The 14,100-nt window shown below is 63.9% G+C and carries 12 protein-coding genes; 8 read left to right on the plus strand and 4 right to left on the minus strand.

The window, feature by feature from the left end:
* Window positions 1–75: 75 nt before the first annotated feature.
* A complete protein-coding gene (locus tag ACT6QG_RS11145; RefSeq protein WP_444977640.1) occupies window positions 76–366 on the minus strand; it encodes a hypothetical protein in 291 nt (96 codons plus the stop codon).
* Window positions 350–1,192 (minus strand): response regulator, encoded by an 843-nt coding sequence (locus tag ACT6QG_RS11150; protein ID WP_444977641.1) that lies wholly within the window; start codon window positions 1,190–1,192, stop codon window positions 350–352. The genes ACT6QG_RS11145 and ACT6QG_RS11150 overlap by 17 nt, the downstream gene beginning before the upstream one ends.
* Window positions 1,193–1,358: 166 nt before the next feature.
* Here ACT6QG_RS11150 and ACT6QG_RS11155 point away from each other — a divergent pair, with 166 nt between their 5' ends.
* Both ACT6QG_RS11155 and ACT6QG_RS11160 read left to right on the plus strand, forming a co-directional pair.
* Window positions 1,359–3,164 (plus strand): sensor histidine kinase, encoded by a 1,806-nt coding sequence (locus ACT6QG_RS11155; protein WP_444977642.1) that lies wholly within the window; start codon window positions 1,359–1,361, stop codon window positions 3,162–3,164.
* 225 nt (window positions 3,165–3,389) lie between these two features.
* Window positions 3,390–3,977 (plus strand): sigma-70 family RNA polymerase sigma factor, encoded by a 588-nt coding sequence (locus ACT6QG_RS11160; protein WP_444977643.1) that lies wholly within the window; start codon window positions 3,390–3,392, stop codon window positions 3,975–3,977.
* 21 nt (window positions 3,978–3,998) lie between these two features.
* Here ACT6QG_RS11160 and ACT6QG_RS11165 read toward each other — a convergent pair whose 3' ends face one another.
* Window positions 3,999–4,427, minus strand: coding sequence for a cupin domain-containing protein (locus ACT6QG_RS11165; RefSeq protein WP_444977644.1), 429 nt, complete (start codon window positions 4,425–4,427; stop codon window positions 3,999–4,001).
* A 72-nt stretch (window positions 4,428–4,499) separates the two neighbouring features.
* Complete coding sequence (gene gloB, locus ACT6QG_RS11170; protein ID WP_444977645.1) at window positions 4,500–5,273, minus strand: hydroxyacylglutathione hydrolase; 774 nt, start codon at window positions 5,271–5,273, stop codon at window positions 4,500–4,502.
* Between the two features lie 199 nt (window positions 5,274–5,472).
* Here gloB and ACT6QG_RS11175 point away from each other — a divergent pair, with 199 nt between their 5' ends.
* From ACT6QG_RS11175 to dld, 6 genes are all read left to right on the plus strand, one after another.
* Window positions 5,473–6,258, plus strand: a complete 786-nt coding sequence (locus ACT6QG_RS11175; protein ID WP_444977646.1) for a class I SAM-dependent methyltransferase — start codon at window positions 5,473–5,475, stop codon at window positions 6,256–6,258.
* 286 nt (window positions 6,259–6,544) lie between these two features.
* Window positions 6,545–8,857, plus strand: a complete 2,313-nt coding sequence (locus tag ACT6QG_RS11180) for an ATP-dependent helicase (protein WP_444977647.1) — start codon at window positions 6,545–6,547, stop codon at window positions 8,855–8,857.
* 176 nt (window positions 8,858–9,033) lie between these two features.
* The gene (locus ACT6QG_RS11185; protein ID WP_444977648.1) at window positions 9,034–9,942 is read left to right on the plus strand and encodes a 50S ribosomal protein L11 methyltransferase; all 909 of its coding nucleotides are present in this window, start codon (window positions 9,034–9,036) and stop codon (window positions 9,940–9,942) included.
* Between the two features lie 432 nt (window positions 9,943–10,374).
* Window positions 10,375–11,148: a transcriptional regulator LldR gene (gene lldR / locus ACT6QG_RS11190; protein ID WP_444977649.1), complete on the plus strand. Its 774-nt coding sequence runs from the start codon at window positions 10,375–10,377 to the stop codon at window positions 11,146–11,148.
* Window positions 11,145–12,323 carry an FMN-dependent L-lactate dehydrogenase LldD gene (lldD, locus tag ACT6QG_RS11195; RefSeq protein WP_444977650.1) on the plus strand — a complete coding sequence of 393 codons (1,179 nt, stop codon included), beginning with the start codon at window positions 11,145–11,147 and terminating at the stop codon, window positions 12,321–12,323. Before lldR ends, lldD begins: the two co-directional genes overlap by 4 nt.
* Window positions 12,323–14,062: a D-lactate dehydrogenase gene (gene dld, locus ACT6QG_RS11200; RefSeq protein WP_444977795.1), complete on the plus strand. Its 1,740-nt coding sequence runs from the start codon at window positions 12,323–12,325 to the stop codon at window positions 14,060–14,062. The genes lldD and dld overlap by 1 nt, the downstream gene beginning before the upstream one ends.
* The last annotated feature ends 38 nt before the right edge of the window (window positions 14,063–14,100 follow it).

Genomic DNA, 14,100 nt, shown 5'->3' on the forward strand with positions numbered 1-14,100 from the left:
CACCCTGAATCAGGGTACGGGGGCAAAGTGTCATGGGCCATCACATGTCTTGATGGATGGCGCCTTCACATGCGTTCAGCGGCGCAGAAGCAGGAGGCTGGCAATGAAGCCAAGACCCGCCGCAACGGCCAGAGATGCCACAGGCTGCTCGCGCACGGTATCGCGCAGAACGGTGCAGCCCTTGTCTGCGATGCGGGAAGCCTCATGTGCGGCCTCTTCTGCACTCGCGGCAGCTTCCTTCACCTTGGAGCGCGCCGTTTCGCCGGCATTGTCGAGGAACTTCGAGAGTTCCGAACGCATCTGGTCAAGCTCCTGGCGCAGTGCATCCAGATTTGCGCCCGCCTTGCTGTCAGAATTGTCGGCCATGGGTCTCTCCACTGTTGTCGGGAATAGAAAACTGTTTCGCCTCTTGTGCGCCTTCATTGCCCAGGGCACGGCTCGCCTCGTGGAAGAACAGGGCCTGTGCAATGGTCGCCTTCACGGTTTCAGACAGAAACGGCTTGGCTATCAGATAGGTTGGTTCGGGACGCTCGCCCGTCAAGAGGCGATCAGGAAAAGCCGTGATAAAGATCACCGGAATATTGTTCGCGGCCAGAATATCCGAAACCGCATCAATACCGGATGACCCATCTGCAAGTTGAATATCGGCGAGAACAAGGCCAAAACCGCCCTGTCGGGCCAGATCCACAGCGCGTGTGCGTGTCGGTGCCACGCCCACCACCTCATGGCCCAGTTCTTCCACCAGTGTTTTCAGATCGAGCGCGATCAGCCACTCATCCTCGATGATGAGCACCCGGGTCAGGGTCTGCCGGTCAATATCGCCCTGTGCCGCCACCACCTGCTTTTCCACCTGCTCCATGCTGATGCCAAGAATCCGGGAGGTCTCGGCATAGGAGAACCCCTCCATGGCCGTCAGCAGGAAGGCCGTGCGGGATGAGACATCCAGCGCCTGCAGCCGCTGGTCTGCCTTCAGCGCGGGAATGGCGGCTGTCGGGCGCGGGCCGAGCACCTGATGGAAAGCGCGGTAGAGCGCGACACGCAGCGAGGCATCGGCCTCCGTGGTCACACGCCCCTCAATCATCGCCTGAAGCGCTTCCCTCACAGCCCTGTCGCCAGCAGCCTGCGCGCCCAGAAGCGCTCGGGCGTAGCGTCGCAGGGCCGGCAACTGTTTCACCAGTGGGGTATGAGGCATGCACGCTCCCTTTCATGCCCTGTGTGAAGCCTTGAAAGGCACCTCACACCGGCCCGGACCATCATCCGGCAATGATGTAACACCACTGCGGCAGAAAAGTTCCACATCATGTCCAAAGCCGGGAACTCCACCGCAACAATTATGATTATAAACAGGAAACAGGCAGGTGGAGTTGCATATGGACCCCATGCAGGCTGCGCCGGTCAGCCCTGATGAACAGGCCCACAGGACCGAACGCCACCATGAGCGCAGCACCATATTCGCGACAGCCGCCGGCCAGCCGCGCCATATGCTGGACAGTGTGCGCCGTCGCCTCATTCTGGTTCTGGCTCTTGCCCTGACGCCGATCGCCGCCCTGTGTTTCGCGCAGGGCTTTATGCAGATCGACATACAGACCCGGGACGCGCAGCAGAAGCTGGCGCAGGGCGCCAAGAACGCGGCCGCGCGGGTGGACAGGATGTTCGCTTTGGCCGGGCAGGCGCTCGACCGGCTGGGGAAGCTGGATGACATGCGCGCGGCTGGCCCGGCCTGCACGCCCATGCTGCGCGGTGTCGCGGCCGCCCTGCCCTTCACCACCAACATCATGCTGATGGATGCGCAGGGGCAGGTGCTGTGCGATGCCCTCTCCGGGCCGGGCGGTCTTCAGGCCGGCACGCAAACGCCCCTAGAGGCCGCCCCGGACGGGAACAGCACCAACAGCGCACCCACCCTCCATCTGAGCCTGCGTGAAGGGGGAAAGCTCCCGGATGATGCCCGCATCATCGCCACCCTGCCACTGGCCGCCACGCCGCAGGCGGGGGCACAGATCCTCGCCATGGAGATCTCCGTCATCTGGCTCGGCCAGCTCATGCAGAACAAGAATCCATCCGGCGAGGACATCACGGCCCTGTTCACCGCGGATGGGCGGGAACTGGCCAGCAATGACCCGGCACAGAGCGCTGCCCTGTTCAGCAATCTGCCCGCCCCCTCGCCCCTGTCTCCGGACAATGACCTGATGGAGTTTCGCGGCGGGGAGAATGCGGACTGGATCTACACGCTGGCGGCCACAGCACAGGGCGGCCTGCGTGTGGCCTTCGCCATGCCGGAACAGAACCTGTTTCGCTGGAGCCCGCTGACGCTGGCCGCCAGCTTCGCCCTGCCGGGCCTCATCATCGCCTTCAGCCTGCTGGCCCTGTGGCTGGCCGTGGATAATATCGTTCTGCGCTGGCTGCTGTATCTGCGCCGGGTCACGGCGGTTTATGCGCAGGGGCACTACCGTTTCCGCCCCAACCGGCTGAAAGAGGCCCCCAGCGAATTCCGGGCACTGGGGCAGGCCGTGGAGGAAATGGCCTCCGCCGTGCGCCTGCGCGATGCCCGCCTGCGCGCCAGCCTGGCGGAAAAGACAGCGCTCGTCCGCGAGATTCACCACCGCATCAAGAACAGCCTGCAGATTGTGGTGAGCCTTCTCAGCCTTTACGGGGCAAGGCTTGAGAAGGGAGAGGACCGGCGGCGGTTCGAGCAGTTGCGCCTGCGCATCAATACGCTCGCACTGGTCCACCGCATTCTGTACGAGGTGGCGGAGGGCTCGCAGGTGCAGCTTGCCGAATTGCTGCGCGAACTGGCCCGCCTGCTGGAACGCGCGGGAGAGCGTCCATTGCGCATCCGGGTGGAGACGCAGGATGCCCCTCTTTCAACCGACATGGCGGTGCCCCTCGCCCTGATGGTGGCAGAGGCCATTCTCAGCCTGTCTCTCGATCAGTCCGGAGCCGCCCCCCCCATGCAGATCACGCTGGATGGCGAGACATGTGATGGCAGGCTCCATCTCGAAATCCGCACCCGGCCCGGCGAGGAGCAGGCGCCCGCCATCCTCTCGGATCTGGCCCATGGCTTTGCCAGCCAGCTTGGCGGCGGGCTGAATGTACAGCTGGAGGAAGGCGAGCAGGTTGTCCGTGGTGACTTTCCCTGCCCCGCCATTTCCCCGCAGGAAACATGACCTTGCCCGCGAAGGGGCAGGAGATTGCCGGGGCGCAAACTCAACCCAGAGACGCCATGCGGTTGCCGTTCCTCATAAATCTCGCTTGCATTCCGCGCCAATGCGCGTTCTCGTAGCATCGCGCCATGGATGACGGGCGGGAATATGGCCTCGGTCATGCCTCCGCCACGTGCCACACGCACAATGGAGCGCCCTGAGAAGACGCATAGGGAGGGCCATGGACAGATGTCGCACGCGCCCCGTAATTCGACAGCCGATGAAGGGCTGGAGCTGCGCAACCGGGTGGTTGAGCTTCTGCCTGCCCTGCGCGCCTTCGCCCGCGCCCTGACGCGCGACCGCTCCGAGGCGGATGACCTGGTGCAGGAAACCCTGCTCAAGGCGCTCTCCAATATCGACAAGTTCGAGCCCGGCACAAATTTGCGCGCATGGCTCTTCACCATTTTGCGTAACAGTTTCTATACCGATATCCGCAAGCGGAAGCGGGAGAGCGAGGGCCTGTCCATGCTCGGGCTGCAAAGCAGCAATGCCGGGCCGGAACAGGAATGGGCGCTGACCCTGAAATCGCTGGAGGAGGCGCTCAAGCACCTCCCGGATGACCAGCGTGAGGCGGTGGTTCTGGTCGGGGCGGCCGGCCTCTCCTATGAGGAGGCGGCGAATGTGTGCAATTGCGCTGTCGGCACCATCAAGAGCCGCGTCAATCGCGCCCGCACCAAGCTGCTCACCCTGATGGGGGCGGATGCGGCCATGGATGTGGTGGGGGCAGATGCCATCACCCTTTCCACCGCACAGAGCGTATCTGCCGGGAGTGATTGAGAAGGGCCGGCACAAGACGCCTCAGCCCGGCTCCCATCCTTCTGGCGCCAGCTCGAAGCCCGCAAATTCAAAGGCGGGTGCCACGGTGCAGCCCACCAGCGTCCATGCCCCAAGGCTTTCTGCCGCCTGCCAGGCGTGAATGGGCACGATGCCCTGCGGCCGCTCGCCCCGCGCCAGCGCAGGCCCCAGCCGGATGGTTCGGCGCGCGTCCTCCCCTGCCTCGCCCTCGGCGATATGCAGGTTGAGGGGTGCGCCGGCATGCCAGTGCCACATCTCCACCGCATCGACACGGTGCCAGTGCGAGCGCTCCCCCGCGCGCAGCAGGAAATAGATGGCCGTGGATGCCCCGCGCCCGCCATCTGCGGCCACATCGCGAAAGGTTTCCCGATAATAGCCCCCTTCGGGGTGCGGCGAGAGGCCGAGCAGGGTGATGACCTCATCGGCCGCCATGCTGCCCACATCTGCGCAAGCGGCCTCCGGGAGGGGCGCCGGCACGGGAAGCGAGGGTATCCGGGCCATGGTTCAGCCCCTGAAACCGTTCTTGCGTTCCCGCAGCTCGGTAAACACATCCTCGGCCGATGCCCCGGCCATGCCCAGCCGCGCGGCCAGCGCCGGATCATCCGCCCGCAGGAAGGGGTTGGTCTTCTTCTCTTCCCCCAGCCGCACAGGCAATGTGGGCTGGCAGGCTGCCCGCAGGCGCTCCACCTCAGCCATGCGGGCCTGAAGGGCGCTGTTGTCCGGGTCTACAGAAAGGGCAAACCGGGCGTTGGAGAGGGTATATTCATGCCCGCAATAGAGCTGAAGATCATCCGGCAGGGCGCGCAACTTCAGCAGCGAATGCCACAATACCGCCGGCTCACACTCGAAGGCGCGGCCACAGCCAAGGCTGAACAGCGTATCGCCCGCGAACAGCAGCTTGTCCTCATCGAACACATAGGCCACATGGTCGCGCGTGTGGCCGGGTGTCGCCAGCACGCGCCCCGAGAGCGCCCCCACCGGCCCCTCGCTGCCCTCCTCAACCACCAGATCCACCCCGGGAATATGCGTGCCCGCCGCCTCCGGCCCCACCACGTGCAGCCTGTAACGGGCCTTCAGCTCAGGAATGGCCTGGATATGATCGGCATGATGGTGGGTGATCAGCACATGGGTCAGTGTCCAGCCCTCCTTGTCCAGCGCGGAAATGATGGGCGCGGCATGGGGCGCGTCGATCACGGCGGTGGAAAGGGTTTCCGGGTCATGCAGCAGCACCGCGTAATTGTCGCTCAGGCATGGCACAAGACGGATCTGGGCTGGCATGTTTTTCTCCCGGGGTTCAAACTGGCATGAAGATGGTGGCTGCGGCGAAAACAGACATCCGTGCCGGCAGGCTGGCCTATCATATCCGGATCAGGCAAACCGCCAAGTCTGCCCCGCCGGAGAGATGGATGGCTTGAAAGAGCGGAAGGGCGAGGCCCGCCTGCCCGTTCCGCCGTTTCCAAGGTACAAAGGCGAGTGGATGTATCTGGACGTTGTTGACCTGCGCAATTTCTACGCCCAGCCCCTTGGCGTGATGACCCGCCGTTTGCTGGGCCGCACCATCCGGCGGCGGTTCCATGACGTCACCGGCCTCTCCGTTCTCGGCATCGGCTATGCCACGCCCTATCTCAATGTCTTCCGCGAGGAGGCGGAGCGCTGCATCGCCATGATGCCGGCCGCACAGGGGGTGGTGCACTGGCCCATTGGCGAAAGATCGCAGACCGCCCTTGTGGACGAGATGATGCTGCCCCTGCCAACCGCCAGCATGGACCGGGTGCTGGTGGTGCATGCGCTGGAAATGACCTCACAGGCCGAGGAGATGCTGCGCGAGGTGTGGCGGGTGCTTTCCCCCGGCGGGCGGCTTCTGGCGGTGGTGCCCAACCGGCGCGGCGTGTGGGCGCGGCTGGATACCACGCCCTTCGGCAATGGCCGCCCCTTCTCCCGCGGGCAGTTGGTGAGCCTGATGCGTGAGGCCCTGTTCACCCCCATCGGCTGGGATGATGCGCTTTATGCCCCACCCAGCCGCTGGTTCCTGCGCACTGCGGTGGCGCTGGAGCGTATAGGCGGCAAGCTCTCCCTGCCCTTTTCCGGCGCGATTGTCGTGGAGGCCACCAAACAGATGTATCGCCCGGTTCCCGTGCGCCGCCCCCGTCTTGCCCCGGTGCTGGAACCGGCGCTGGTGCCCGGCACCATCGCGGCCGGCCGGGTGCCGCATGAGGGGACCAGCTTCAGCACACCACCCCAGCCGGAGCAGACCGAACGCTAGGCCCGCTCCGGGAACTCATGCCACGGGCCTGTCCGCCTTGCCAAACAGCCCGGCAAGGCCGCCTGCAAAAGACGCCCTGAATCTGCCGATTTGCGCCCTGCTCTCGCCTTTGCCGTCATTGAGTGCCATTTTGTTCCGCCCAGAGAATCAGGGGCGAGAAGAGATTTCCGTTTTGAGCACTCCCGCAGATCCGCGCCGTAACCTTGCATCACCACACCAGCCTGCCCCCGAAGCGCCCGCACCGCGCCCCGGCAGCATCAGCGCGCGCTTGCGTGGGCAATCCGGCATGGCCGCGGCGCCCAACTATCTCTCCGGCCTCAACCCGGAACAGCGCGACGCCGTGGAAACGCTGGATGGCCCACTGCTGGTTCTGGCCGGTGCGGGCACCGGCAAGACCCGCGTGCTCACCACCCGCATTGCCCATATTCTCTCCACCGGCCGCGCCTATCCCTCCCAGATTCTCGCCGTGACCTTCACCAACAAGGCCGCGCGGGAGATGAAGGAGCGCATCCACACCATGGTGGGTGACCAGGTGGAGGGCATGCCTTGGCTGGGCACCTTCCATGCCATCGGCGTACGCATATTGCGCCGGCATCATGAGCTGGTGGGGCTGAAATCCGGCTTCACCATTCTGGATACGGATGACCAGATCCGCCTGCTCAAGCAGCTTCTGGCCGCCGACAATATCGACGAGAAGCGCTGGCCCGCGCGCATGCTGGCCTCCATCATCGATGGCTGGAAGAACCGCGGCCTCTCCCCGAAGGATGTGCCGGCCGGAGAGGGTGCGGTGTTCGCCAATGGCAAGGGCGGCGCGCTCTATGCCGCCTATCAGGCCCGCCTGAAAGCCCTGAACGCGGTGGACTTTGGCGACCTGCTGCTGGAAGGCATCCGCCTGTTCCGCGAGAATCCGGATGTGCTGGCCGAATATCACCAGCGCTTCAAATATCTGCTGGTGGATGAGTATCAGGACACCAACGTCGCCCAGTATCTGTGGCTGCGACTGCTGGCGCAGGGCTCGCGCAATGTGTGCTGCGTGGGTGATGACGACCAGTCCATCTATGGCTGGCGCGGGGCGGAGGTGGACAACATCCTGCGCTTCGAGAGCGATTTTCCCGGCGCGAAGGTCATCCGGCTGGAGCGCAACTACCGTTCCACCGGGCATATTCTTGCCGCCGCCTCCCATCTCATCGCCCATAATGAGGGCCGCCTCGGCAAGACCCTGTTCTCCGAAGGTGAGGATGGCGAGAAGGTCAGTGTCACCGGGGCATGGGACAGCGGCGAGGAAGCCCGCGCCATTGGCGATGAAATCGAGGCGCTGCAACGCGCGGGGCACAAGCTTTCCCAAATCGCCATTCTGGTGCGCGCCTCCTTCCAGATGCGCGAGTTTGAAGACCGCTTCGTCACGCTCGGCCTGCCCTACAAGGTCATCGGTGGCCCGCGCTTTTATGAGCGCGCGGAAATCCGCGATGCGCTGGCCTATCTGCGCAGCGTTGTCTCCACATCTGATGATCTGGCCTTCGAGCGCATCATCAATGTGCCCAAGCGCGGCATTGGCGATGCCACGATGAAGCAGATCCATGATGTTGCCCGCGCCGCCGGCGTGCCGCTTCAGGAGGCCGCCCGCGCGCTGACCGAGAGCGAGGAGCTGAAGCCCAAGGTGCGCGGCACATTGCGTGGCCTTCTGGATTCCTTCGCCCGCTGGCGGGAGCAGGCCCGCACCCTGCCCCATACGGAGCTGGCCGAAATCGTTCTGGACGAGAGCGGCTATACCGAGATGTGGCAGAAGGACCGTTCGGCCGAAGCCGCCGGGCGGCTGGAAAACCTGAAGGAACTGGTCCGCTCCATGGAGCCCTTCGAGAACCTGCCCGGTTTTCTCGAACATATCTCCCTTGTCATGGATACCGATAATGGCCCCGGCGAGGATGCAGTGCAGATCATGACCCTGCATTCGGCCAAGGGGCTGGAATTCGATACCGTGTTCCTGCCCGGCTGGGAGGAAGGGCTCTTTCCCCACCAGCGCGCGCTGGACGAGCAGGGCAAGGCGGGGCTGGAGGAAGAGCGCCGCCTCGCCTATGTCGGCATCACGCGCGCACGGGCCTCTGCACGGATCTATATGGCCTCGAACCGGCGCATCCACGGCTTGTGGAACTCCACCGTGCCCAGTCGCTTCCTTGATGAACTGCCCGATGCCCATGTGCGGGTGGAAGAGAGCAAGGGCGGCTTCGGCTGGGGCGGCTCATCCTATGGCGGTGGCGGCAGCTATGGCGCAAGCCGGTTTGACAAGGCCGAGCCCTTCGCCGCCTCGTCCTACGGCACTCCGGGCTGGCAGCGCGCCCAGAAACAGCGCGGTGGCGGGGAAGAGGGCTTCACCTCCGGCCGCACCTCTGGCGGCGGGCGCCGGAATGGCCCCATGGTGATAGAGGGCACGCTTCTGGCCAGCTCCACCGCCTCGCAATCGGCCTATGCCATGGGGGAGCGGGTGTTCCACCTCAAGTTCGGCTATGGCCATGTCAGCGCCATTGATGGCAACAAGCTCACCGTGCAGTTCGAGAAGGCCGGGGAGAAGAAGGTGCTGGAAACCTTTGTCGAAAAGGTCTGAGGGGTCTTTCCCCCGGCCCCCTTCCCCTCCCCCGGCCCGGCCCGCCATCTATCGGGGCGCTTGACGGATGCGCCTTGCTTGGCGGACAAGCGCCACCAGAAATAGTGCAGACACTGCCCATGCGGCAGCGCCCGCGCCTTGCTCCCCCTCTCCGGCCGTTCAGGATCCGCCGCCCCATGCTCGAAGGTCTTCCCCCCAACGATGCCGCCCATGTGATGCGCGTCAGCGCCTCCAGGATTCAGGCGACGCGCATCTCCGACATCATTTCCGAAACCTTCGATCCGGCTGATGTCGCCGTGACGCACTTTGAATCTCCCGAGGACGAGAATATCTGGGTGGTGGAAGTCTTCGCCGGCTCGGCCTTCGATCCGGAGATGCTGGCAAAGCTGGTGACTGTCGCGGCCGGGGCCGAGATCGCCGCCGCCATCACCTTTGAGGATATCGAGCAGAAGGACTGGGTGGCCGCCAGCCTTGAAGGGCTGAAGCCGGTGCAGGTCGGCCCCTTCATGGTGCATGGATCGCACGACCGGGACCGCGTTCCCCCCTCCATTATCGGCATCGAGATCGAGGCGGCGCTGGCCTTCGGCACAGGGCACCATGGCACCACGCAGGGCTGCCTTGCCGCCATTGCCGATGCCGCCCGTCTGGGCAAGCCGCGCCGCATTCTGGATATCGGCACCGGCACCGGCGTGCTTGGCATTGCCGCCGCGCGCCTGTTCCGCACCCATGTAGTGGCGAGCGATATCGATATTGTGGCTGTCCGCACGGCCCGCGCCAATGCGGTCGCCAATCAGGCCGGCCCGCTGCTGAGCTTCCATCATGCCGCAGGGGCGGATGCCCATGTGCTGCGCACGGGCGGGCCTTATGACCTGATTCTGGCCAATATCCTGCTTGCGCCCCTCAAGCGGCTGGCGCGTCCTCTGGCCGGCCTGCTGGCCTCCGGTGGCACCATCGTGCTTTCCGGGCTGCTGGTCTCGCAGGTGCCCGCCGCTCTCGCCGCCTATCGGACCCAGGGTTTTCACCTTGTGCGCCAGCGGCATATCGAGGGCTGGGCGACCCTCACCCTGCAGCGTCACCACGGCTGAAAACGCAAGACCTGATTGATTCAAAAGGGCCTGCCCCCGCAATGGGGCGGGCCCTTTTTCCTGCGCCCTGCCCCGCCGCTCCACCCGCTCACGCGCGGTCAGACCAATAGATCCCGTCTCAGGCTTTCATACACCTCTCCACCTGCCTTATCCTTATTGACTCCTCTCTGATTTTTAGGTTCTGTCTATTCCAATGGCCGTCTGGTCCGACCAGAATGATCCCAAACAAGATCAACAGACCAAACATACAGGCCAAGACAAAAAGATCGGGAGAGGAACACTGATCGCCATATCCTGCACGGGGAATGCATCACACATCCGCGCCCGCATTGTGCCCGCAATGCGTTTGGTGTCCGCGTGCGCTTGCCTGCGTCATGGCGCCTGCGGTTCTCAGGGGCGCGACTGGTCCGGCCACGATATGGAACGCCCCATATGAAGCCGCGCAATGCACGCCTTGCCGATGAGCTGGCGGAACAGCTTGAAGTCATGATCCATGCGCGCGGCATCAAGCCGGGCGAGCGCCTTCCGGCCGAGCGCAAGCTGGCGCTGGAAATGCAGGTGTCCCGCTCTTCCCTGCGGGAGGCGATCCAGAAGCTGGCCAGCAGGGGGCTGCTCATCAGCCGCCCCGGTGGCGGCACCTATGTGCAGGATGTGACCACCAACTGGACCGAGAGCGCCATTGTCGATCCTCTGTCCACCCTGTTCCGTGACAACCCGGAATATCGTTTCGATGTTCTGGAGATCCGTGATGCGCTGGAGGGAGCGGCAGCCTACCATGCCGCGATCCGCGCCACGGAAGAGGACAAGCGCAATCTGCTCGAACAGTTCGAGAGCATGATCAGCCTTCACGGCAGCCCCCACCCGATGGATGAAGCGCATGCCGATGCCGCTTTCCATCTGGCCATCGCCGCCGCCTCCCACAATCTGGTTCTCTACCAGATCATGCGCGGGCTGTTTGACCTGTTGCAGGCCAATATCTCCCACAATCTCGAAAAGCTTTACACATTGCCGCGGGTGTTCGAGCCCCTTTCCGAGCAGCATCGTGAACTGATGGACGCGATCATTGCCGGCGAGCCCGAGCGGGCCAGAAGGGCCGCCTGCATTCATATCGATTTCGTTCGTTCCTCCCTCAAAACCATTGATGAGGATGAAGCACGCAAGGCCCGCGCCTTCCGTCTGCCTCCAGCCAAAGTGTCTCAGCCATGATCATTTCCGCCTCCACTGATTATCGCGAAGCCGCCCGCCGCAAGCTCCCGCCCTTCCTGTTCCATTATGCGGATGGCGGCGCCTATGCTGAGTACACGCTGCGCCACAATGTGTCGGATCTTGAACAGATCGCCCTGCGCCAGCGCGTTCTGCGGGACATGTCGGAACTGAGCACCGCCACCAGATTGTGGGATGACGAGCTGGCCATGCCGGTCATTCTCGCCCCTGTGGGCCTCACCGGCATGTATGCCCGCCGGGGCGAGGTGCAGGCGGCGCGGGCGGCGGAAAGCCGGGGCATTCCCTTCACCCTTTCAACGGTGTCCGTATGCCCGATCGAGGAGGTTGCGCCGGCCATCAAGCGGCCCATGTGGTTCCAGCTCTATGTGCTGCGTGATCGCGGATTCATGAAGAATGCGCTGGACCGCGCCAAGGCGGCCGGGGTCAAGACGCTGGTCTTCACCGTGGACATGCCGGTGCCGGGCGCGCGCTATCGCGATGCCCATTCGGGCATGAGCGGGCCTTATGGCGAGATCCGTCGCGTTCTTCAGGCCATGACGCATCCCTCATGGGCGTGGGATGTGGGCGTGATGGGGCGCCCGCATGATCTGGGCAATGTCTCGCGTTATCTGGGCAAGGCCACCGGGCTGAAGGACTATATCGGCTGGCTGGGCGCGAATTTCGACCCCTCCATCTCCTGGAAGGATCTGGAATGGATCCGCGAATCCTGGAAGGGGCCGATCATCATCAAGGGCATTCTGGACCCGCAGGATGCCCGTGACGCCGTTTCCTTCGGCGCCGATGGCATCGTTGTCTCCAACCATGGCGGCCGCCAGCTCGATGGTGTGCTCTCCTCCGTGCGCGCCCTGCCCGCCATTGCCGATGCGGTGAAGAACGACATCAAGATTCTTGTCGATGGCGGCATCCGCAACGGGCTGGATGTGCTGCGCATGGTGGCGCTGGGGGCCGATGCCGTGCTGATCGGCCGCGCTTTTGTCTATGCGCTGGCCACGGCCGGGGAAGCCGGCGTCGCCAATCTGCTGGACCTGTTCAAGAAGGAAATGCAGGTGGCCATGACGCTGACAAGCAAGAAGTCCATTTCCGAAATCACCCGCGACTCCCTCGCCATTGACAATCTGGCCAGCGAAGTTCGCGCCATCGCTTCGGAGAAGGCATGATGAGCGCCGCACAGATGAACAATCAGGACCTGATTCAGCAACTCTCCTCCATTGTCGGCAAGACGCATGTGCTGACAGACCCGCGTGACACCCGCCGCTTCCGCAAGGGGTATCGCTTCGGTGATGGCAAGGTTCTCGCGGTGGTGCAGCCCGGCACGCTGGTGGAACAGTGGCGGGTGGCGCAGGCGGCGGTGAAGGCCGGCAAGATCATCATCATGCAGGCCGCCAATACCGGCCTAACCGGCGGCTCCACCCCCGACGGCAATGCGTATGACCGCGATATCGTGCTCATCAACACCCTGCGGCTGAAGGGTATTCAGGTCATCCAGGATGGCCGACAGGTCATCTGCCTGCCCGGCGCCACGCTGGATACGCTTGAGAAGACCCTGAAGCCGTTCGGGCGCGAGCCCCATTCGGTCATCGGCTCATCCTGCATCGGGGCATCGGTGCTGGGCGGGGTGTCGAACAATTCGGGCGGTGCGCTGGTGCGCCGCGGCCCGGCCTTCACCCAGCTCGCCCTTTATGGCCGCGTGGACGAGAATGGCGAGTTGCAGCTTGTCAACCATCTGGGCGTCCAGCTCGGCAATGAGCCGGAGGATATCCTCTCGCGTCTGGAGCGCGGTGACTACAAGCCCGACGATGTGATTGCCGATGACAGCCGCGCTGCCTCCGACCATGGCTATGGCGCACATGTGCGGCAGGTGGATGCCGATACTCCCGCCCGCTTCAATGCAGACCCCTCACGCCTGTTCGAGGCCTCCGGCTCGGCCGGCAAGCTGGTGCTGTTCGCGGTGCGGCTCGATACCTTCCCGATGGAGCAGGCGAAGGTCTTCTATATTGGCAGCAATGACACGCGCAGCCTCACCGGGGTGCGCCGCCACATGCTCACCGCCTTCGAGAAGCTGCCCATCTCCGGCGAATATATTCACCGGGATGCGTTCGATATCGGCGAGACCCATGGCAAGGACCTGTTCCTCGTCATCGACAAGTTCGGCACCGAATATGTGCCGCGCGCCTTTGCCGCGAAGAGCAGGTTCGATGCCTTCTTTGAAGGGATCGGCATGCGCGGCTTTACAGACAAGGTGCTGCAGGGGGCGGGCTCCATTCTGCCCAGCCATCTGCCGCCGCGCATGAAGAAGTATCGGGACCTCTATGAGCACCACCTGCTGGTGAAGGTTTCGATCGACAGTGCGGATGAAACGCGCGAATTCCTGAAGTCCTTCTTCGCCACCCATGAGGGCGATTTCTTTGAGTGCGACGCCGAGGAGGGACGCAAGGCCTTCCTCCACCGCTTCGCCATCGCCAGCGCCGCCATTCGCTATCGCGACACCAATCGCGATACGGTTGAGGACATCGTGGCACTGGATATCGCCCTGCGGCGCAATGATGACGACTGGTTCGAGAAGCTCCCCCAGAGCATCGAGGACAAGCTCATCGCCAAGCTCTATTACGGGCACTTCTTCTGCCATGTCTTCCATCAGGACTACATCGTCCGCAAGGGCAATGACCCCATCGCCATCGAGCATGAGATGTGGGACCTGCTGGATGCACGCGGGGCGGAATATCCGGCAGAGCACAATGTGGGGCACCTGTATTGCGCCAAGCCCGATCTGGCCCGGTTCTACCGCAAGCTGGACCCGACCAACACGATGAACCCCGGCATCGGACAGACCTCCAAGTTCCATTGCTGGGCGGATGAGCCGGCCGCAAACCGCAAGCCATCACAACCTTCGGCCTGATGACAGGACCGGGGACAGCCCATGTGCCTTTCCGGCAC

It is taken from the genome of Haloleucobacter ellipsoideus (assembly GCF_052491725.1).